This window comes from Komagataeibacter medellinensis NBRC 3288, assembly GCF_000182745.2.
Taxonomy (GTDB): Bacteria; Pseudomonadota; Alphaproteobacteria; order Acetobacterales; family Acetobacteraceae; genus Komagataeibacter; species Komagataeibacter medellinensis.
Window position 1 is genome coordinate 2,468,899 of the sequence record NC_016027.1, and the last position, 21,621, is coordinate 2,490,519.

18 protein-coding genes are annotated in these 21,621 nt (G+C 60.3%); 16 read left to right on the forward strand and 2 right to left on the reverse strand.

The window, feature by feature from the left end; genetic code table 11:
* Window position 1: 1 nt before the first annotated feature.
* Window positions 2-688: an abortive infection family protein gene (locus GLX_RS11655; protein WP_014106146.1), complete on the forward strand. Its 687-nt coding sequence runs from the start codon at window positions 2-4 to the stop codon at window positions 686-688.
* The gene (locus GLX_RS11660; protein WP_014106147.1) at window positions 685-3,828 is read left to right on the forward strand and encodes a type I restriction endonuclease subunit R; all 3,144 of its coding nucleotides are present in this window, start codon (window positions 685-687) and stop codon (window positions 3,826-3,828) included. The genes GLX_RS11655 and GLX_RS11660 overlap by 4 nt, the downstream gene beginning before the upstream one ends.
* A 122-nt stretch (window positions 3,829-3,950) precedes the next feature.
* Here GLX_RS11660 and GLX_RS11665 read toward each other — a convergent pair whose 3' ends face one another.
* On the reverse strand, window positions 3,951-5,627 hold the full coding sequence (locus GLX_RS11665) for a recombinase family protein (protein WP_014106148.1): 1,677 nt from the start codon (window positions 5,625-5,627) through the stop codon (window positions 3,951-3,953).
* Window positions 5,628-6,288: 661 nt separating this feature from the next.
* Here GLX_RS11665 and GLX_RS11675 point away from each other — a divergent pair.
* The 4 genes from GLX_RS11675 to GLX_RS11690 all read left to right on the forward strand — a co-directional run bounded on the left by GLX_RS11675 (window position 6,289) and on the right by GLX_RS11690 (window position 10,829).
* Window positions 6,289-7,401, forward strand: coding sequence for an iron-containing redox enzyme family protein (locus tag GLX_RS11675; RefSeq protein WP_014106150.1), 1,113 nt, complete (start codon window positions 6,289-6,291; stop codon window positions 7,399-7,401).
* A gap of 165 nt (window positions 7,402-7,566) precedes the next feature.
* Complete coding sequence (locus GLX_RS11680) at window positions 7,567-8,184, forward strand: TetR/AcrR family transcriptional regulator (RefSeq protein ID WP_110096125.1); 618 nt, start codon at window positions 7,567-7,569, stop codon at window positions 8,182-8,184.
* A 174-nt stretch (window positions 8,185-8,358) separates the two neighbouring features.
* Window positions 8,359-10,380: a conjugal transfer protein TraG gene (locus GLX_RS11685; protein WP_014106152.1), complete on the forward strand. Its 2,022-nt coding sequence runs from the start codon at window positions 8,359-8,361 to the stop codon at window positions 10,378-10,380.
* Window positions 10,377-10,829 (forward strand): hypothetical protein, encoded by a 453-nt coding sequence (locus tag GLX_RS11690; protein WP_014106153.1) that lies wholly within the window; start codon window positions 10,377-10,379, stop codon window positions 10,827-10,829. The genes GLX_RS11685 and GLX_RS11690 overlap by 4 nt, the downstream gene beginning before the upstream one ends.
* A 28-nt stretch (window positions 10,830-10,857) precedes the next feature.
* Here GLX_RS11690 and GLX_RS11695 read toward each other — a convergent pair whose 3' ends face one another.
* Window positions 10,858-11,535, reverse strand: coding sequence for a Ros/MucR family transcriptional regulator (locus GLX_RS11695; RefSeq protein WP_048851666.1), 678 nt, complete (start codon window positions 11,533-11,535; stop codon window positions 10,858-10,860).
* Window positions 11,536-12,142: 607 nt separating this feature from the next.
* Between GLX_RS11695 and trbB the strand changes: the two genes are divergently transcribed.
* Genes trbB through GLX_RS11745 form a run of 10 tightly spaced genes read left to right on the forward strand, consistent with a single transcriptional unit; the run spans window position 12,143 to window position 21,540 of the window.
* Window positions 12,143-13,165, forward strand: coding sequence for a P-type conjugative transfer ATPase TrbB (gene trbB, locus GLX_RS11700; protein ID WP_014106155.1), 1,023 nt, complete (start codon window positions 12,143-12,145; stop codon window positions 13,163-13,165).
* Window positions 13,165-13,518, forward strand: coding sequence for a TrbC/VirB2 family type IV secretion system protein (locus tag GLX_RS11705; protein WP_014106156.1), 354 nt, complete (start codon window positions 13,165-13,167; stop codon window positions 13,516-13,518). The genes trbB and GLX_RS11705 overlap by 1 nt, the downstream gene beginning before the upstream one ends.
* On the forward strand, window positions 13,518-13,793 hold the full coding sequence (locus GLX_RS11710) for a VirB3 family type IV secretion system protein (protein WP_014106157.1): 276 nt from the start codon (window positions 13,518-13,520) through the stop codon (window positions 13,791-13,793). The genes GLX_RS11705 and GLX_RS11710 overlap by 1 nt, the downstream gene beginning before the upstream one ends.
* 13 nt (window positions 13,794-13,806) lie before the next feature.
* Entirely contained in the window at window positions 13,807-16,239 is a 2,433-nt protein-coding gene (trbE, locus tag GLX_RS11715) for a conjugal transfer protein TrbE (protein WP_014106158.1), read from the forward strand.
* Complete coding sequence (gene trbJ / locus GLX_RS11720; RefSeq protein WP_014106159.1) at window positions 16,236-16,985, forward strand: P-type conjugative transfer protein TrbJ; 750 nt, start codon at window positions 16,236-16,238, stop codon at window positions 16,983-16,985. The genes trbE and trbJ overlap by 4 nt, the downstream gene beginning before the upstream one ends.
* 3 nt (window positions 16,986-16,988) lie before the next feature.
* Entirely contained in the window at window positions 16,989-18,401 is a 1,413-nt protein-coding gene (gene trbL / locus GLX_RS11725) for a P-type conjugative transfer protein TrbL (RefSeq protein ID WP_014106160.1), read from the forward strand.
* Window positions 18,401-19,084, forward strand: a complete 684-nt coding sequence (gene trbF, locus GLX_RS11730; RefSeq protein WP_041247840.1) for a conjugal transfer protein TrbF — start codon at window positions 18,401-18,403, stop codon at window positions 19,082-19,084. Before trbL ends, trbF begins: the two co-directional genes overlap by 1 nt.
* A complete protein-coding gene (gene trbG, locus GLX_RS11735) occupies window positions 19,081-20,088 on the forward strand; it encodes a P-type conjugative transfer protein TrbG (protein WP_014106162.1) in 1,008 nt (335 codons plus the stop codon). Before trbF ends, trbG begins: the two co-directional genes overlap by 4 nt.
* Window positions 20,085-21,308: a TraB/TrbI/VirB10 family type IV secretion system protein gene (locus GLX_RS11740; RefSeq protein WP_014106163.1), complete on the forward strand. Its 1,224-nt coding sequence runs from the start codon at window positions 20,085-20,087 to the stop codon at window positions 21,306-21,308. Before trbG ends, GLX_RS11740 begins: the two co-directional genes overlap by 4 nt.
* Complete coding sequence (locus GLX_RS11745; RefSeq protein ID WP_014106164.1) at window positions 21,301-21,540, forward strand: DUF2274 domain-containing protein; 240 nt, start codon at window positions 21,301-21,303, stop codon at window positions 21,538-21,540. The genes GLX_RS11740 and GLX_RS11745 overlap by 8 nt, the downstream gene beginning before the upstream one ends.
* The last annotated feature ends 81 nt before the right edge of the window (window positions 21,541-21,621 follow it).

Below are 21,621 nucleotides of genomic sequence, written 5' to 3' on the forward strand. Positions count from 1 at the left end.
GATGGCTTATACTCTCCAGCTTCTTCGCGCTTTGATTGACAGTCATCCGGACCGGGCGAGCCGACTCAGAGTCCATGTAGAAGCTTTGGAAAGCGCGATTATCGGCGAACCGGACCGCTGCCTGGAACGTGTTCGCGCGCTTTTTGAGGCCACATTTCACTCTATTGCGCCGCATCTGGGTCTTTCTTCGCTCGCTGGAGAGGACTTTCCTGCCCAGAACAAACGTATCATCCAGGCGCTGGATTTCGCGCTTGACGGCCATCCGGATTCGCATCGGGTCGACGCAGCTATTCGCAAGCTCCTTGGTAGTCTCAACGGCACGATCAGCGCCTTGGCGGAACTTAGCAATATCCCGGGAATGCGGCACGGCGGCTCACTCGACTGGAGCACGCTCCAGCGTCATCATGCAGCTATGCTCGGCGGGTTATGCGATACGCTTGTTGCTTTTTTGTTCGAGATTGCGTGGAGCCGCGCGCCAGCACCCTCCGAACCAATAACCGAGAGATTTGAAGACTACCCCGCATGGAACGACGCGTTGGACGACGAATGGGGGAGTCTGACGATCGGTGAGGGCGAATATTGGGCGAGTCGGGTGCTGTTCGCGCTTGATCCAACACAATACGAAGCGTTGCGTACCGAGTGGAACGCCGAGTCGTCGGCTGCCGAAGATGCCGAGGCTGCCGCGTGACAGACCTCCCACGTCCCGGTTCAGGCGCGTCACATTCCGTCCGTGAGGAAGCGGTAGAACTGGCGGCGTTGTCGTGGTTCGATCTGGTCGGTTGGCGCACGCTGCCAGGCGACCATCTTGCGCCTGACGGACCGATCGGCGCACGGCGCGATTATCGTCAGTGCGTGCTGGAGCCGGAACTCAGGAGCGCCCTGGCAACGCTCAATCCTGATGCGACGGCCGCCATGGTTGATACGGCGGTTCAGGCCGTGCTCAGTGTGCCAAGTCAGGAACTCAAGGAGAATAACCGAGCATTTCACACGATGCTCGCGTCCGGCGTGCCTGTCGAGATCGTCGAGAATGGCGAGACGCGGACGGTTGGCTTGCGCTTGTTCGACCGTCAGAATCTGTCCGCCAATCGCTGGCTCGTCGCCAACCAGTTTGTCGTGCAGGGCGAGCGCGAGATCATCCGCCCCGACGTCACGGCTTTCGTCAACGGACTGCCGTTGGCAGTGCTGGAACTGAAGAGTCCGGTGCATGAACATGCGACGCTAGAGAGCGCTTGGCACCAGCTTCAGAATTACAAGGCGAAAGCCCCCGAGCTACTCCGCACCAACCAGGTGCTCGTCATCAGCGATGGTCTGGACGCACGCATTGGCTCGCTCACGGCTGGGCTGGACCGGTTCGGCCCATGGCGCACGATTGAAGGCGATACGCTTGATGACGGGAGTCGGCCTGAACTGGAAGTGCTGATCCGTGGCGTGTTCGCGCCCGAGCGCTTTCTCGACTTCATAGTCGATTTCGTGGCCTTCGAGGTGGTCGACGGTGTGGTGAAATCGAAGAAGCTTGCCGGCTATCATCAGTTTCATGCCGTCCGGAAGGCGTTGGTATCGACCGAGCACGCTGCGGCTGAGGGCGGTGGACGGCGCGGCGGCGTGATTTGGCACACGCAGGGCTCGGGCAAATCGCTCACCATGCTGTTTTTCGTGCGTCAACTTCAGCTTGCTAAGCCGCTGCGTAATCCGACCGTGGTGATTGTGACTGATCGCAACGATCTGGACGATCAGCTTTTCGGTATCTTCAATCACCATATTTCGGCGCTGCGCGGGACGCCTCGTCAGGCGAATAGCGCCGCCGAAATGCGCCAGCTTCTTGCTGTCGACATCGGCGGCCTAGTTTTCACGGGCATTCAAAAGTTCCGAGGAGACGAGGACGGTCACCCCCTGTTGACGGACCGCCGGAATGTCATCGTCATCGCCGACGAGGCGCACCGGTCGCAATATGGCCTTCGCAAGCGTTTCGTGGTGGACCGGAACGGCGTGCGCGAGACGGTCGGGTTCGCCGAGTATCTCCGTCAGGCGCTCCCAAATGCGACTTTCGTCGGTTTCACCGGCACTCCTATCGAGGAGAAGGATCGCAACACGCAGGCTGTGTTTGGCGACGTGATCGATACTTACGATATGACCCAAGCTGTGACCGACAAGGCAACAGTGCCTATTCATTACACTGCGCGGCTCGCCAAACTACGGTTGGAACTCAGCGAAAATGAACGTGAGGAGTTGGACGCGCTGGCGGAGGAGTTGTCTGAGGGTGACGAAGCAGCGGTTGAGCACGAGAAGGGGAAGTTAGGTCGCTTCGAAGAGGTAGTCGGTGCACCTGACCGAATTCATGAAGTCGCACGCGATATTGTCGCCCATTTTGAAGCGCGTCGCGAAGCGCTAGGTGGCGGCAAGGGCATGATTGTCACGATCAGTCGGCGTGTAGCCGTAGAGTTGTACAATCGGATTGCGGTGCTTCGCCCGGACTGGGTGTCTGCGGACCCTCGCGATGACGCCACCGGAATGCTCAAGGTAGTTATCACCGGTAAGGGGAATACCGACCCAGAACTGTTGCAACCGCACCTAAGAAGCAAGAGGCAGCGCGAAGAACTCGCTGAACGATTTAAGAATCCCACATCGGGCTTCGACCTCGTTATCGTGCGGGATATGTGGTTGACGGGATTCGACGCACCGTCGCTTCATACCCTCTATATCGACAAGCCTATGCGTGGGCACGGACTTATGCAGGCGATTGCGCGTGTGAATCGGGTCTGGGGCGATAAGCCAGGTGGATTAGTGGTCGATTATCTTGGAGTCGGAACCGAGTTGCGCGAGGCGCTTGCGCAATACACAGAACGTGACCGTGATCAGGTGAGGCCCGATCTGGACGAGGCTGTCCGTCAAACTCTTTTGCGACTTGAAAGTGCAGAAACTTTACTGGAGGGGGTTGCCTGGAGGCGTTTCTTTAATGCCTCTCCTGGCGAGCGTCTCACAGTTCTGAAGCAGTGTCTGGAACATTTGCTGTCCACGCAGCAGCGTGACCGTTTCGTCGAGACCAGTCTTGAAATGGAGATCGCTTATGCGATCAGTGCCGGTGACGAACGAGTAGCCGTGCGACGTGACGAGATTGCGATCATGGCCGCGATTCGGACAAATCTCGTCAAATACACCAAAGGCGGTGTCCGCAGCCGTTTCGACATTGAGCGCGACATTCGACAACTCCTTTCGCGAGCTGTCATGTCAGATGGCATACTTGACGTCTTCCAGTCTGCTGGTCTGGAGAGGCCAGACCTTTCTATCTTGTCCGACGAGTTCCTCGCCGAGGCGCGCTCCAGTCGTCAACCGAGTTTAGCGGTTGAAACGCTTCGTCGGCTACTGGAAGGGGAGATTAAGGCGCGGACCAGTTCCAATCTGGTCGAAGCACGGAAGCTCACCGACCGCCTCGATGAGACGCTACGTCGTTATCATAATCGAGCGGTTGACAGTCTGCAAGTTATCGAAGAATTGATTGCGCTCGCCAAAGAGTTGAGTGCAGCAAAGAGCCGAGGAGAGGAACTTGCTCTTTCCGAAGAAGAGCTCGCCTTCTATGATGCGCTCGCCGAAAATGGATCGGCTCGTGATCTGATGGCGCACGATGCATTGCGCACTTTGGCACAGATTCTCACGGCTACTATTCGCTCTTCGGTTTCGATCGACTGGACGCGCAAGGAGAGCGTACGGGCTAAGATGCGGATCGAGGTTCGCAAGCTACTTGCCCGTTATGGTTATCCGCCCGACTTGCAGCGGGCGGCGGTGGATCTGGTCATCAAGCAAGCTGAATTGATTGCGGGAAGTTGGCGATAGGCGGTCTGTCAAATGATAAAGATAAAATAGGACTAAATTTTAACGCAGACTAATGGCCTTTCGGTTTTTTTGCGAACGGTGCAAGTAAAAATCAGAACTCGTTGTTGCATAAATCGTAAATATCAGATGGCGATTTCTAGCGAGTGTCGGTATCGGTTAGATCCTGCCCCCGCAACCAATGAATCCTGTTCAATGAACGACTGAAGAACGCCATGGTCCGGATGGACTGCGGCGCTTTTTTTGTTGGAGGAGAAGTTCAGGATAGCCGCGAGGTCTCCTTCGAGGAAGATAGCAAGCTCGCCATCCTGCGGAATCAGTTTGATCCGTGAGACCAGAGCGCGCAGTCTCTCGACCGCCTCAAGACTCGCGTCCTCCTTCTGAAGGTTTTCGTACAGGGCCTCGATGCGTTCCTTGTAGATTACAGCCATGTTCGGATGCAGGAGAGGCGGCGGCGGGGGTGCATCGGCAAGCAGAGCCGTCAGTTCTTCCTTGCGGGCCTCCAGCCTTCCGATCTTGTCCTTCAACTTGACGCCGGGTACGCCGTCGAGAATGGCCTGGATCGCCTTATCAAGCTCACGATCCACCCGCGGCAACTCGGCACGCATCGCGGCGAGATCTGCGCCTCGCTCCATTCTCACGCGGTTCACTTCCCGGGTGAATTCATCACAGAACTCCTTGAACAGCGCAGGGTCCATGAGGCGCGTCCGTAGCCCGTTAAGCACAGACTTCTCGAGCACGTCGCGGCGAATGGTCATGCGATTGTCGCATGTGCCCTTGTTGCGCGCCGTCGAACAGCCGAGCAGAGTTTTCGAGATCATTGAAAAGCCACCGCCACAGCAGCCGCAACGTGTCATCGCAGTGAAGAGGTGACGAGGGCGCTTGAGGCTGTTCAGAGGATGGACACCATCACCACGTGTCTTTTGCGACCACGTTGTTGTTGCCTGACGAACCTTGGCAGCTTCCCACAGGTCAGGCTCGACAATTCGAAGTTCGGGAACCTCCTGCAGGATCCATTCACTTTCTGGATTCAGGCGCGAGACGCGTTTTCCAGTTTCCGGATCCTTCAGATAGCGAAGGCGGTTCCAGATCAGCCGGCCGATATAAAGCTCGTTGTTGAGGATGCCGGTGCCGCGGTCACGGTTCCCGTGGATGGTAGAAGGCCCCCAGGCGCCACCCAACGGTCCGACGATTCCTTCGGCATTGAGATCGAGCGCGATCGCCCTTGGCGCCTTGCCGTCCGCATATTCACGGAATATGCGCCGCACGATCGCGGCTTCGCCGACATTGATCGTCCGCTCTCCGCGTACAGCTTCCCCGGCAGCATCGAATTTTCGTACGACATCGTATCCATAGCACAGACCGCCGCCGGACTTGCCGGATTCGACGCGTCCCCGTAGGCCACGCCGCGTTTTATCCGCCAGATCCTGCAGAAAGAGGGCATTCATGGTGCCCTTCAGGCCGACGTGGAGTTGGGTGACGTCGCCCTCCGAAAGCGTGATGATCCGCACCCCGGCAAACTTCATTCTCTTGAACAGCCCGGCGATATCTTCCTGGTCGCGTGAAAGACGGTCCATGGCTTCGGCGAGAATGATCGAAAACTTCCCACGTTGCGCGTCCTGCATCAGTTCCTGAATGCCAGGACGAAGCAGGGAGGCACCAGAGACGGCTCTGTCACTATAGCTGTCGACGACGTTCCAGTCCTGACGGGCCGCATACTCGCGGCACAGCCTCAGTTGATCCTCAATGGAGGCATCGCGCTGGTTGTCGGAAGAATAACGGGCGTAGAGCGCGACCTTCATAAGGACCTCCTATCATTCCTGCGATCGTGTACGGATCGGTCCGTTTTCATGTTCAACGTAATCCCGCGCCGCCTGCCGGGCGAGGGCTCGTATCAGCGCCCGCAGACCCTCACCGCTACCGTCCTCATGACTCGCAGGGTCGAGAATGACGCGGGGGGATGCCGACAGTGTAGCGTCTTTTGCGCGCATCGTCCTGCCTTTTCTTGACGCTCAGATGGGTGCCATCGTGCCTCTGATCAGACCGATCGCAAACATAAAAACTCAAGAAAACAATATGTTATGGAGTATAGTGGTGGGTCTGGGCGTGTTCGTGTCGGGCGGGGCGTAGAGTTTTACGGCCAGAATATTCACGTTCTTGTGAGATTTCTCACTTATTGGATCACGGACAGAACAGTCAGTTCGATTCGAAATAGTCCCAATTCTCTGCTGCCTCCGATCGCGGATTGGTTGTAAAACGTCCTAAAAACAACATACTATGCAGCTTATCAATACGCATAAGCATTGTGTCTGCTGTAGGTTCGTTGTTCCCGCTTCTGTGGTTATGACAATTACGCGTCAGTATGGTCTTTTTTCTTGACTAAAAACGGACCGTTTCGTCACTCTGCAATCTACAGGTCGCGAGCTGTTTCCAGATTGTACACACATTGCAAGGAACTGCTTTATGCTGACACATGCTGGCGGCGCTGCTTTTGCGCGACCGGAGATCAACATCGCTCACGACACGCCGCAGGCGCTGCGCCGTCTGGTAAACGATGCACTTTCCAACGACAATGCGGATACGTTCCTTGCCTCTCGCGGAGCCTCGGGTCAGTTGGAGGCGCTTGCGCAGCGGTGCTGTGATATGGCGTTCGCGGAGAGCGACCTCGCCGCACGGAGGACCGTTCATCGGGTCCTGCACGACCTGTATGGTCTGCATCTCTCCAGACCACACCCGGGCCTTACTGACAACCAGTACAGCATCGAACTGCTGCGAGCCCGCCGCGCGATCGAGGCTTCGTGGATGGAGTGGGAATTAGGTCAGGCGGGACCCATTCCGGCCAACGTCGAGCCCGAGGCAATTGGCGACGCCATTAAATCCCTCTGGAAGACCCATTGCGGGTACAACCATGCGGTGTTCGATTTCATGAAGACCGATGCGTCCCGGCCGCAGATCATCAAGTATTTCACGACCGATTACGCGCTTAACATGCGTTTTTATGACCTGATCGTGCTGTCTTTGGTCGGAATCGACGAAGATGTCCGGATGGAAGTCGCTCATAATTTCTGGGACGAGATGGGGCAGGGCAATCCTGCCAGGACGCATGTGCGGCTCTATCGCGATCTGCTGGATTACCTGCAGATCGAAGACACTCCGGAGCAGTTTGTCGATGCCCTGGGATGGGAAGGGCTTTCAGGCTATAATCTCTTGCTCTATTTCGCCTTTAACCGGCGACAGTACTTCCGGTCCATCGGCGCACTGGCGATTACGGAACTCTCCGACCCCGAGCAATACGCCAAATTGCTCTCCGGATGCCGTCGCGTCGGTATTGGCAACGACCAACCATCGATTCTGGATTACTACAGTGAGCATGTCGAGGTCGATGCCCTGCATGGCGATGGCTGGATCGACAATGTCATCGTGCCTGTTCTCCGGCGCTATCCAGGTGAAGCGCAATCTGTGCTCGAGGGTGCCGCAATGCGCCTGAATTCCAGTAAGGCCTACTGGGACTGGCAACTTGCCGATATGAAAGGGGCCAAACCCGTTCCCTCAGTGGCTCTGGCGGGAGTGAACTAATCGGGTAACGTCAACTATAGGACAGACCGGTACATCTTATATCGCTTTATTAACTTGTGGAATGGGAGTTGCTGTGGCTTGATCTGTGCCTCGAACTTGTTGACGCACAAAACGTTCCGATTATGAGTGAGACGGATTGATGCGAACTCCTGTGAGGTCATAGACGTGCCACAGCAAAAACTCCGCAGAAAGCGGAATGGTCCGGATAGTAGGGCTACTCTCCTGACGACAGCGCGCTCTCTCTTTGCTCGCTCGGGTTTCCACCAGGTCAGTGTCGATGACATCGCCGACACCGCGCAGGTCGCGAAAACGGCAATTTACTACCACTTTGGCAACAAAGAGGGGCTGGTGACCGACTTCCTGGAAGGCCATATCGAAACGCTGGAGGCCTCGCTCATTGAGGCCGTGAGCGCTCATAAGGAGCCGAGAGCGCGCCTGCGCGCCGTGTTTGACTGGCATACGTCCTGGTTTCGTCAGCCCGATTTTGCAGGATGTGTGTTCTCTAGGGCAACTGAGGAATACAAGGGAAAGCAGGATGCGATCGCCGAGATTTCGCGGCTGCAAAAGCGCAGCCTGCGCAACGCCATCCGGGCGCTTCTGGAGGCGAACGGCGTTCTGGAAGAGCGATCCGAGCAACTTGCCCACTTCATGATCTACCTGCTTGATGGAGCGGTTGTCTCAGCGAATGTCTTGGACGAGAAGGATGCCGCAGATCAGGCGTGGATTGCTGCAGAACGCCTGCTGGACGATGAAATGCGTGACCTTCCATCCAGAAAAAGCTGACTCTGTCCGTGTCTGTCCGTGTCTGTCCGAAGCCAGAAGACGGTCGGAATTGAAGCTTACGCCCGCGCCAGTTTGTTTACGCCAACACACGCCTGTGCCGTTAGTTCACCAGGAAAAGTCTTGAACTGACGGGCGTGTCGCCATGCAAAGTTCCTCCATGTCCGGGAGGAATTGATGTCTGGTTCTCGTATCCTGTGGGGGCAGCTCTGCCTCTGTTTCCTGATTGTCCTTATGGCGTGGTGGGCTGCGACGCAGTGGGTCGCCTGGCGCCTGGCATTCCAACCGGAACTCGGTCCGCCATGGACTGTGATCGCCGGACGCTGGCCCGTTTATGCGCCTTTTCTGTTTCCGTGGTGGTGGTATGAGTTCGATGCCTATGCGCCACACATTTTCGTCGAAGGCGGGTGGATTGCCGGGTCTGGCGGGGTACTGGCTTTCCTGACCGCTGTGGTCCTGTCCGTCAGGCGAGCACGCGAGCACAAACGCACCGCGACCTACGGTTCGGCCCGATGGGCCGAACGCGGCGATATCGAGCAGGCCGGACTTCTCGGGCAGGATGGCGTGGTGCTGGGGCGGTGGGAGCGCGACTATATCCGCCACGACGGCCCGGAGCATGTGCTGTGTTTCGCGCCGACGCGTTCCGGCAAAGGCGTGGGGCTGGTGATTCCCACGCTACTGACCTGGCCGGGGTCGGCCATCGTTCACGATATCAAGGGTGAGAACTGGTCCATTACAGCCGGGTTCCGGGGTCGCTTCGGCAGGCTGATCCTGTTCGATCCGACCAACCCGGCATCCTGCGCCTATAATCCCCTGCTGGAAATCCGTCTCGGCGAGTGGGAAGTGCGCGATGCCCAGAACGTCGCCGACGTTCTGGTCGATCCTGAAGGTTCACTGGAACGACGCAATCACTGGGAGAAAACCTCGCATTCCCTGCTCGTGGGGGCAATCCTTCACGTTCTTTATGCCGAATCAGACAAGTCACTGCGCGGTGTCGCCGGCCTGCTGTCCGATCCGAAACGCTCGATCGCGGCTACCCTCGTCGTCATGATGGGCACGCGCCATCTTGGGGAGCGCGGCGTCCACCCGGTGGTGGCGTCGGCCGCGCGCGAATTGCTCAACAAATCTCCCAACGAGCGCTCTGGCGTGTTGAGTACCGCCATGTCGTTCCTTGGCCTGTATCGTGACCCTGTTGTCGCCGACGTGACGAGCCGCAGCACCTGGCGGATTGGCGATCTCGTCAATCCGGCCCGACCGACGACGTTATACTTCGTTGTCCCGCCTTCGGATATCAGCCGCACCAAGCCGTTGATCCGGCTGATGCTCAACCAGATCGGGCGCAGGCTGACCGAGGATCTGTCCGGGGCAGGGGACCGGCAGCGGCTTTTGCTGATGCTCGACGAGTTTCCTGCGCTCGGTCGACTGGATTTCTTCGAAAGCGCACTGGCCTTCATGGCCGGTTATCGCATCAAAGCGTTTCTAATCGCGCAGTCGCTCAACCAGATTGAAAAAGCCTATGGGCAGAACAACTCGATCATCGACAACTGCCATGTCCGCGTCAGTTTCGCGACCAACGATGAGCGCACGGCCAAACGTGTGTCCGATGCGCTTGGCACTGCAACCGAAATCCGCTCGCAGAAGAACTATGCGGGCCATCGGCTGTCACCTTGGCTGGGGCACCTCATGGTGTCCCGTCAGGAGAGTGCCCGCCCGCTTCTGACCGTCGGCGAGGTTCAGGAACTGCCGGCGAGCGACGAACTGGTCCTGCTTTCGGGTATGTCGCCCATTCGGGCCAAGAAAGCCCAGTATTTCCGCGACGCCCGGTTTCGGGAGCGGCTCCTGCCTGCACCTGAGACGGGCACGCGTGGCCTGCCGGTTGCGCCTGACGACTGGACCAGGCGCCCCCAGCCGTCAAAGCCGGAAGTGAAACCCGACACGCCCGAGGACGCGGTCAAAGACGCGGGTGAGGAAGAAGATCCCGTCGGCACCGAGGCGCGCCGGCAGCCGGAAATGGATGTGTCGGAGGACCCAGAGCTGCCGCCGCAGGATGACAGCGATCCCGCGCATGAAGCGCCCATGCGCGAGCGTGAACGCGATCCGATGGAAGAGGAAGACCTCCACGCCGTGCTGACGGCGGATCTCGCCCGCAAAGCACGTCAGGCCGCCCTCGATCCTGGCAATGATCTGGGAATGTCATGAGCGGCGCGCGTCAGAAGAAGAAGCGGCTTTCGGTCTATCTGGAACCGCATCTGTGGAAGGGGTTGCGGACCCAGGCCGCCCGACGGTCGATGTCGGACTCTCTGCTGGCCGAAGCCGCCATCGCCGCTTGGCTTGACCCGGAAGGCGCGGGTGGTGACCCCAAAGCGTCGCTCGAAGCCGCCGTGCAACGACTTGATCGCCGACAGGCGCGGATCGAACGTGACCTGTCGATCTCGGTCGAGACCCTCGCACTGTTCATCCGGCTCTGGTTCACCAGTATGCCGGCGCTCTCAGACAGCATGGCGGCCGCGGCGCGTGCCCAGGGGGCGGAGCGCTACGACCGGTTCGTCGAGATGCTGGGCAGGAGACTGGCCAGCGACAAGCGGTTCCGGACAGATTTCGCACGCGAGCCAAACGAGGGTGACCAGACTGTGGGCGGGGCGGAGTGAGGAACCACGTCCGACACGCCCGGTCAGATCAGCGAGAGAATGCGTTGGCCAGTCGATGTTCATCCCCCTTTCTGGCCGACGGTTCTTTTCTCCCGGTCCTGGCCGCATTTCGCCTGGAAGGCGCCTGTTTCTCCCCGGACGGGGGGACAGGCGCAATGGTTTCCTCCCCGACCTCGTCGCTTCGGGAGGCACGTTTTCCAAGGCCAATCTTCTGCGCTACCTGACGTCGCATTTCCGTATAATTCGGTGCGACGGTCGGATATTCATCGGGCAGTCCCCATTTGGTCTTGTAGTCTTCGATCGTCATGCCGAAAGCAGCGGTCAGATGACGCTTGAGCGATTTCAGATGTTTGCCGTCTTCCAGGCAGATGATGTAATCGGGGAATACGGATTCCTTGATCGGAACTGCGGGTTGCTGTTTTTTCTCGACTGCCCGAGCAATTGGCGCAGGCGTGATTTCCGCTGCTCTGTCAATGGATATGGACTGTTCGGTTTGTTTCGGACCCTGGGGAGCGTCACTGACTGTTTCGGATGCCATGAGTCCGATAGTGCCCGACACTGGCTGCTCTTCAGAAAACGATGCATAGAGCCGACGCACGAGTTCCGGGAGCTGTTCGGTCTCCACTTTCGTTGTCGCGAGATGGGCCGCCACGATCTGGGCCGTCGCATTCAGACGACCGAGAATGATGTCCTTGTCGCTGCTCAATAGGGTAGTCCTCAATAACAGGATGTGAATCGTTACAAGCTTCGGAAAGCCAGCATTCTACCAGAAGAGTTACGTTCCGCCGATTCAAGCACGCGTCGTGCCTCCAGGGCAACTTTTAGATGGTGCATAACCCCGGTGCGTCTTGTGCCGAAATCACTGTGATTGCGGCGGCTTTCGGGGTGGTCAGCGTGATCAGTCCAATTGCGTTCGTGTAATTCATCACATTAATTGGTAAAAACCTGATTCAGACGACTATAAGTATTGCGTCTATACCATTTGTCGGCGTGTCCTGGGTTGTTTGGCAACGTTTCTCGCTGTTGCTGACGAAGGTTCTCTTTCGGTGACATGAATCACCGGCTCAGCCATATTATAGCCCTTTCAACTCGCTCCTGTTTCCGTCCGGAATGGCGTCAAGGCTGACGACTTAACATACTGATAATACGTTAGAAATTTAACGTCCTACGCCTCCACCAGTTTGTATACGCCCACACACGCCCCGGTACGATGATCGTCGATTTTCTTGTTGCGATCCGGCAACGCGTGCCTCCTCTATTTGTCCCCGTTGCGGTCCGGAACGGCCGGGCCGTGCTCGACAACGGGGTCTCCAATGCACATCCATGCGACGACGAACGACGCAGTGGCGCGTGGTTTTTCCATGCTGCGCACTGCCATGGGAGGAGCGATCACAGGACAGCTTGCCGACCCGGCGGTCGTCGAGGTGATGCTCAATCCTGACGGACGGCTGTGGGTTGACCGTCTGTCGGACGGACTGTCCGACACGGGCGACAGGATCTCACCCGCCGATGCCGAGCGGATCGTGCGGCTGGTCGCGCATCATGTCGGGGCGGAAGTCCATGAAGGGGCACCCCGTGTGTCAGCGGAACTGCCGACCGGCGAGCGTTTCGAGGGATTGCTGCCGCCTGTGGTGACGGCCCCGAGCTTTGCGATCCGCAAGCCCGCCGTGGCCGTGTTCACTCTCGACGATTATGTCGATGCCGGAATTATGACTGCGGGTCAGGCGGCGTTTCTACGCCGCGCTGTCGCCGAGCGGAAGAACATTCTGGTCGCGGGCGGGACCAGCACGGGCAAGACGACGCTGGTCAACGCCCTGCTGGCTGAGGTGGCGAAAACCGGGGATCGCGTGGTCCTGATCGAGGACACGCGCGAACTGCAATGCACGGCGCCCAATCTCATAACCCTGCGGACCCGGGAAGGTGTGATTTCCCTTTCGGATCTCGTTCGGTCCGGTCTCCGCCTGCGCCCCGACCGTATTCCCATCGGTGAGGTGCGTGGCCCCGAGGCGCTCGACCTTCTCAAGGCGTGGGGTACCGGTCATCCCGGCGGCATCGGCACACTCCATGCCGGATCGGTGCTGGCGGCCCTGTATCGTCTGGAGCAGCTGATCCAGGAAGCCGTTGTCACGGTGCCACGCGCCATGATCGCGGAAACCATCGACGTAATCGCGGTGCTGTCCGGACGCGGTCATGCCCGCCGGCTGTCCGAACTCGCAACGGTGGACGGGCTGGATCCGGTCATAGGCCATTACCGCCTGTCGTCGTTCGATGCTCCCTCCGATGAAGACGGGCGGGCACATTCTCCCAACCTTTCCAGCATCAAGGACACACTCTGATGTCGCAGACCCTGTCCGCGCGCATGATGATGCGCGTCCCCTCCGGTCGCCTGTCACGCCTGACCAGCATGACGGGCATCGCATTGTTTGCCGCCACGTCTTCCGCCTGGGCGTCCGGTTCCGGAATGCCCTGGGAGGAACCGCTTAACCAGATCCTGGAATCCATCCAGGGACCGGTGGCGCGCATCGTCTCGGTGATCATCATCACCGTAACCGGCCTGACCCTGGCCTTCGGCGAAACTTCGGGAGGCTTTCGTCGCCTGATCCAGATCGTCTTTGGACTGTCCATCGCTTTTGCGGCGTCCAGCTTCTTCCTGTCCTTCTTCTCCTTCTCCGGGGGAGCACTGATCTGATGGCCGGATATGATGACGATGCGGTGCCGGGTTTTCATGTCCCGGTCCACCGCTCCCTGACCGATCCGATCCTGCTGGGCGGCGCACCCCGTACGCTGGCGATCGCCAACGGGACACTCGGGGCCGCGATTTCTCTGGGTTTGCGCCTGTGGTTGGTCGGGGCCGTGTTCTGGATCATCGGGCACACGCTCGCGGTCTGGGGAGCGAAACGCGATCCGCTGTTCGTCGAGGTGGGGCGGCGGCATCTCCGCTATCCCGCCTGGCTCCGGGCGTAGGGAGGGCAGCGCAATGATGTCCCTTGGTGAATACCGCAATCGTGCGGCACTTCTCTCGGATTACCTGCCGTGGGCCGCGCTTATCGAAAAAGGTATTGTCCTGAACAAGGACGGTTCCTTCCAGCGCACCGCAAAGATACGTGGTCCCGATCTGGACAGCGCGACGCCCGCCGAACTGGTGGGTGTGACCGGACGCCTGAACAATGCGTTGCGCCGTCTGGGTTCCGGCTGGGCCGTGTTCGTGGAAGCGCAGCGCGTGCCGGCGACAGTGTATCCCGAGAGTGACTTCCCCGATGCGGCCAGCCAGATGGTCGATCTGGAGCGTCGGGAGCAGTTCGAGGACGAGGGTGCGCATTTCGAGAGCCGGTATTTTCTCACGCTGGTCTGGCTGCCGCCTGCGGAATCGTCCGACCGGGCTTCACGCTTTCTCTATGAGGGCAGGGAGCGCGACGGGCCCGACCCGCACAGTATCCTGAACGCCTTCGTCGATCGCAGTGATCGGCTTCTGGCTCTACTGGATGGGTTCATGCCGGAGGCGGCCTGGCTGAGCGACGGCGAGACCCTGACCTATCTGCATTCCACGATCTCGACACGGAACCAGCGGATCCGGGTGCCCGAGATTCCGATGCACCTTGACGCCTTGCTGGTGGACCAGCCTCTGTCGGGTGGTCTGGAGCCAAAGCTGGGCGATGCCTTCCTGAAAACCCTGACCATAACGGGCTTCCCCAGCCGCACCTTCCCCGGAATCCTGGATGACCTGAACCGGCTGGCGATGCCCTATCGCTGGTCGACGCGTGCGATCCTGCTGGACAAGACGGACGCCACGAAGGTGCTGACGAAGATCCGGCGGCAGTGGTTCGCAAAACGCAAGAGCATCGCAGCCATTGTCCGGGAAGTGATGACCAACGAGGCATCCGTTCTGGTCGACAACGACGCCGCCAACAAGGCGGCGGATGCTGACCTGGCCCTGCAATCCCTCGGCGCGGACGATGTGGGCCAGGCCTATATCACGGCCACGGTCACGGTGTGGGACGGCTCCGCCTCCATCGCGGCCGAGAAGCTGCGTCTGGTGGAGAAAATCATCCAGGGCCGGGATTTCACCTGCATTACGGAAAGCCTTAACGCGGTGGAAGCCTGGCTGGGATCTCTGCCGGGTCATGTCTACGCCAATGTCCGTCAACCCCCGGTCTCGACGCTGAACCTCGCCCACATGATCCCGCTGTCTGCCGTCTGGGCCGGCCCGGAACGGGATGTCCATTTCAAAGCGCCACCGCTGTTTTATGGCAAGACTGCCGGGGCTACGCCGTTCCGGTTTTCCCTGCATGCCAGCGACGTTGGCCACACGCTGATCGCAGGACCGACCGGGGCGGGGAAGTCGGTGCTGCTGGCCCTGATGGTGCTTCAGTTCCGGCGTTACGTGGGGTCGCAGATTTTTGCCTTCGATTTCGGCGGTTCCATGCGGGCCGCGACGCTGGGCATGGGCGGGGACTGGCACGACCTCGGTGGCGGAGTGTCCGATGGTGACGGGGAGACTACGACCGTCTCACTCCAGCCGCTGGCCCGGATCGATGATCCCGGCGAGCGGAAATGGGCCAGTGAATGGCTGGGGCAGATCCTTGTTGACGAGGGCGTGGTGGTGACGCCAGACGTCAAAGCCTATCTCTGGTCGGCCCTCAATTCCCTGGCGTCCTCACCCGTGCATGAGCGGACCCTGTTAGGAGTGGTCGCCCTGCTCCAGTCCAACGCGCTGAAGCAGGCACTGGCGCCCTACTGTCTCGGTGGCCCGTATGGCCGCCTGCTCGACGCTGACACCGAACGTCTGGGAGATGCTGATGTCGTGGTCTTCGAGACGGAAGGTCTGATCGGCTCCGGGGCCGCGTCATCCGTGCTGTCTTACCTGTTCCATCGCATCGAAGGACGTCTCGACGGAAGACCCACCCTGCTTGTGATCGACGAGGGCTGGCTGGTTCTGGATGATGGAAACTTCTCCGGCCAGCTTCGCGAATGGTTGAAAACGCTGCGTAAAAAGAACGCCAGCGTCATCTTTGCCACGCAATCCCTGTCCGACATCGCCAACAGTCCGATCGCGCCTGCCGTGGTGGAAAGCTGCCCGACCCGGATCTTCCTGCCCAACGAGCGCGCCATTGAGCCCCAGATCATGGCGCTCTATCGGGATTTCGGCCTGAATGACCGGCAGATCGCCATCATCGCGCGCGCGGCCTCGAAGCGGGAATATTACTGCCAGACCCAACGAGGAAATCGGCTCTTCGAACTGGGGCTTGGGCCGGTCGCACTCGCATTGTGCGCTGCGTCCGGCAAGGACGACCACCGGCTGATCGACCAGGTGCTGGCGGAATACGGGCGGGACGGCTTTCTCCCCGCATGGTTCGAGGTGCGTGGCGTCATGTGGGCGGCGGACCTTCTGCGGGACGGAGGTGTACCATGACGGAAAAACTTTTCCACTCCGGATGTGTCGTCGCTCTTGGCCTTGGCTTGGTCTCCTTTGCTTCGCTCCGGCCAGCCCATGCCCAATGGGCGGTGTATGACGGGGCCAACCACGTCCAGAGCATCCTGATTGCGGCACGTGAACTCCAGCAGATCGACAACCAGATCACATCGCTCGCCAACCAGGCGCAAATGCTGGTCAATCAGGGACGCAATCTGGCGACGCTGCCCCTTTCAACATTGTCGACCCTTCAATCGACGATTTCCCAGACTACGGCGCTCCTCGCACAGGCACAGAACATCGCCTACAGCGTCCAGTCCGTCGAGCAGCAGTATCAGCAGGCGTACACGTCCATCTCTTCGGGCATGTCAGACAGCACCCTGTTCAGCCAGGCGCAGACACGATGGCAGAACTCCGTTGGCGGGTTCGAAGATGCTCTGAAGCTTCAGGCCCGCGTGGTTGGCAATATCCCCACGGACAGTTCCGCCATGACGCAACTGGTATCAGCCAGCCAGAACTCCACGGGCGCGTTGCAGGCGGCACAGGCGGGCAACCAGTTGCTGGCGCTTCAGTCCCGGCAGCTCTCCGATATCCAGGCGGAACTGGCCGCCAATGGCCGGGCTGCGGAACTCGAGCGTGCCCGCCAGGCTGCGAACGAAGCGGGAGCCGAGGCACAATACCAGCATTTCGCGCAGTATGACGCCTATGTGCCCGAGGCGGTCTCTGTTCCGGGTTCGGGAGACTGATTGATGGACACGAGCAATGTCGGGATCATCGACGGTTTTCTGAATACTTTCGAGACAACCATCGATTCCGGGTTTGGACTGCTACAGGGCAGCGTCGTGTCCCTCGCCGGATCGCTGTCCGTGCTCGATGTTCTGCTGGCGGGCCTGTTCTGGGCCTGGGCGGTGGATGAGGACATCGTCCAGCGTCTGGTCAAGAAGACACTCTATGTCGGCTTTTTTGCCTTCGTCATCGATCATTTCAGCCATCTTTCGAGCATTGTGTTCAACAGCTTCGCCGTGCTCGGTCTTAAAGCGGGCGGCGGCACACTGGCACTTTCCGATTTCATGCATCCCGGTCGTCTGGCCGCGACCGGCCTGTCCGCAGCACAACCGCTGCTTGATGCGGCCAGCAAACTGGCGTTCTCCTTTGGCGCAATTGCCAGCATCGTGCAGATCCTCGTGCTGCTTTTGTGCTGGGTCATTGTGCTCGCGGCTTTTTTCATTCTTGCGGTGCAGCTCTTTGTCGCGATCGTCGAGTTCAAGCTCACCAGTCTCGCCGGCTTCGTGCTCATCCCGTTCGCCCTGTTCAACCGGACGGCGTTCCTGGCCGAGAAGGTGCTGGGGAATGTCGTCTCCTCCGGTGTGAAGATCATGGTGCTGGCCGTCATTTCCGCCATTGCCTCTGTTCTCTTCAAACAGTTCACGACCTCCTACGGAAATAGCGCGCCCACGATCGGTCAGGCGCTGTCGGTCGTGCTGGCGTCACTCTGCATTGTCGGACTTGCGATCTTCGGCGGCTCCCTCGCCAACGGTCTGATCTCGGGTGCGCCGCAGCTTGGTGCGGGCGCCGCCGTAGGCACCGGTATGGCCGTCGGCGCCATGGGGGCGGCCGCGGTCGCCGCACCGGCTGCCATCGCGTCCGGCGGTGGCGCCGCTCTGGCCGCGACAGCGGCCGCAGCGCGTGGGGGAGCCGCCGCAGCGGGGGCCGCGTCGAGCGCTTATTCCATGGGTGCCATGAGCGCCGCCGGTGGCAGCGCCGGCGCGCGCATGGCCGCGGGGCTCGGTGGTGTCGCCCGTGCGCCGGGTGCCGCGGCCATGAACGCAGCAAAGAGCAAGGCGTCGGGTGCTGCTGCCTCCATGAAACAAAGTTACGGCGCCGGGGCGCGAAGTGCCTTCACCGCGACAGGAGGACGCTTCACCGGCGGGGCCGGGTCCTCTGACAGCACCAATGCTGCCAGCGGTAATTCCGGCGGTCCATCAGGCAGCGGGAGCAGTGGGGAACGGGGCGGCTCCGGTCCCGATGGCAAACCACCCCGCTGGGCGAAGAAAATGAAGCGCCGCAATGCCGCGACCCACGCGGCCGAGGCGGCCCATGTCATCCGCTCCGCCGATGGCGGCGGCGGATCCGCATCCATCGATCTTTCGGAGAAACAATGATGTTCCGTCGCTCCACCACACGTTACGGGATCACGCCCGAGCCCGTGACACCCTATCAGCAGGCAGCCCAAATCTGGGACGAGCGGATCGGCTCCGCACGGGTCCAGGCCCGGAACTGGCGGCTGATGGCCTTCGGCAGTCTGTTCCTCTCGGCAGCACTTGGGGTCGGCCTGGTCTGGCAGTCTGCCCGAGGCACCATCGTGCCCTGGGTCGTGCAGGTCGACAAGCTTGGCCAGGCGCAGGTGATCGGTCCTGCGACAGCGGCCTATGTCCCGACTGATCCTCAGGTGTCGTGGTATCTGGCACGCTTCATTGAAGATGTGCGCAGCCTGTCCGCCGACCCCGTCGTCGTGCGGCAGAACTGGCTCCGGGCCTATGACTTCACCATGATTTCCGGCGCACAGGCGCTCAATGACTATGCCCGCCTCAACGATCCATTCTCGCGGATCGGACACGAACAGGTCGAGGTCGATGTGTCGTCGGTCATCCGGGCCTCGCCCGGCAGCTTCCGCGTCGCCTGGACCGAGCGGCATTACCGCGACGGGGCGTTCACCGGCACTGAACGCTGGACCGCCATTCTCACGGTCATGATCGTAACCCCGCGCACAGCCGATCGCCTGCGGAAAAATCCGCTCGGCATTTTTGTCACCGCCATCAACTGGTCGAAGGAACTCGGACAATGATCCGTATGGTCTTGCGCACCCTGCCGCTGGCGCTGCTCACCCTGTCTGCCTGCGCCGGACAGTATCATCCGCCCGCTATCCACTATGATGACGCAGTGCGGGCGACACGCCTGGCAGATCCGCCCAAACCGGTGCAGGTGGTCGAAGTCGCCCGACCTCTGCCTTTGCCGGGACAATTGAAGCCGCTGCCGCCCCGCGGTCTGCGGACGCGGCATGTCGCTCCCGACGTCGCCGACCCGACCGTGCGCGTCGTCCAGGCCAATCTGGCCGCGCGGATCCAGCCGACGCGGGCGGGATTTATCAATGCCGTTCAGGTCTATCCCTACAGCCCCGGTGCGCTCTATCAGGTCTATGCCTCTCCCGGCGACATCACCGACATCATGCTCCAGCCCGGCGAGAAGCTGGTCGGCAGCGGGCCGGTTGCCGCCGGTGACACGGTCCGGTGGGTGATCGGAGACACGTCAAGCGGCTCTGGGGCAGCCAAACGTGTTCACATCCTGATCAAGCCGACCCGCCCCGATCTTACGACCAATCTGATCGTCAACACCGATCGCCGGACCTATCTGGCGGAACTGCGCTCGACCCCCGCGACCTATATGGCGTCCGTGTCGTGGGACTATCCCGAAGACGATCTGATCGCGCTGCACCGGCAGGATGAGGCGGCAGCGGAAGAAGCGCCCGTGGAGACCGGGCTGGATCTCGACGATCTGCATTTTCGCTATGCCATCCAGCCCGCGAAAGGGGGTGTCCCACCGTGGCTGCCTACGCGCGCCTTTGACGACGGACGTAAGGTCTATATCGCGTTCCCGAGCGGGATCGGGCAGGGGGATCTGCCGCCCCTCTTCGTGCTGGGACCGGACGGCAATCCGGCGCTGGTCAATTATCGCGTCCGTCAGAACTGGATGATCGTCGACCGGCTGTTCGCCGCAGCCGAACTGCGCCTCGGCGACAAGACCAGCGAGCAGCGCGTGCGCATCGTCCGCACGGACGGGCGGCCGTCATGAGCGACGACAAAGAGGAGGGGGCAGGACCGGACACGGCTCCACGTCCTGACCAGAATGCTCCGTCCAGTGGGGGAACCTCAGCGCCACCCGATCTGCGCCTGCGTGCCGAGCGGCCGCGCGTCGTGCGCCTGTCGCGGACCGTGATCTGGTCACTCGGGGGAACCGGCGTCATCGCCGTGGCGTTCGCCCTTGGCTATGCTCTGGAAGCCAGCCATCGACCACCAGCGACGCCAGCCGGTTCTGAGAATGCGTCACCTCCATCGGCGGCAGGTCTGGACAACCTGCCGAAAGATTATGCGGGTGTGCCGAAACTGGGACCAGCGCTGCCCGGTGATTTGGGACGACCGATCCTGCACGCGCAGCAGCAGGGCAAATCAGTTCCCACCAACGCCATCGGCAATGAAGACGCGCGCCGGGCACAGCAGGAGATTGATGCCGCTATTGGCAGCAAGCTTTTTGCCGCTGTCGAGACCCGCGACCAGCATGACGGGCAGCCGATTCAGACGGTAGCCACAGCGTCGTCCGGTCAGACACAGGGAACTCCGGATTCAGGAGCACAGGCTGGAAACCGTGCCTTCCTCGCGGGCCAGCCCGATCGGCAGATCATCAGTCCTGACCGGATCATGCCGCTCGCTTCGCCTTATATAGTGCAGGCGGGAACAGTGATTGCCGGGGCGCTGAATACGAAAATCAGTTCCGATCTGCCTGGCCAGATCGTCGGTCATGTCACGCAGAACGTCTATGACAGCCCGACCGGGCGCTATCTCCTGATCCCGCAGGGCAGTACGCTGTTTGGCGCCTATAACAGCGGCATCTCCTTCGGGCAGCAGCGCACCCAGATCATCTGGACCCGGCTGATTTTCCCGGACGGCGAGAGCCTCGTGCTGGAGAAGCTGCCGGGTGCGGACGCGATCGGCCAGTCCGGCCTGTCCGATGAGGTGAACAACCACTGGGGCCAGTTGTTCAAAGCGGCCCTGGTGACCACGCTCCTCAGCGTAGGGTCCGAAGCCGGAACGAGCCAGAGTGAGAACAATCTGGCTCAGGCTATCCGCAGCGGCGCCAGCAACGGGTTCTCTCAGGTGGGCTACCGGCTGGTCGATCGCTCACTCGATATTCAGCCGACCCTCACGGATCGCCCCGGCCTTCCGTTCACGCTTCTGCTGGGGCGCGACCTGATTCTCAAACCCTATGTTCCGAAAGGAGACCGTCAGAATGGATAAGCTTCGCATTACCGCAATACCCGACAATCGTCCGGTCCGGATGACGATTGCGTTTCCTGCGGAAATTCACCGTGACCTTCTCCTCTATGCCCGCTTTCTTTCAGAGGAAAATGGCGGGGACGCCAATCTTGGTAAAAACCCCGCACGTCTGGTTCCGATCATGGTCGCGCGTTTCATCGAACGGGATCGGGTGTTTCTCAAGAAACGGAAGGAACAGAGCGAAAAGCAGTGAGAACCGGATTTGAATGAACGGACTGTTCCGTATTGTAACGTTCGGGCAAGACATGCCATGATCGCCTCGTTCATTCCCGGC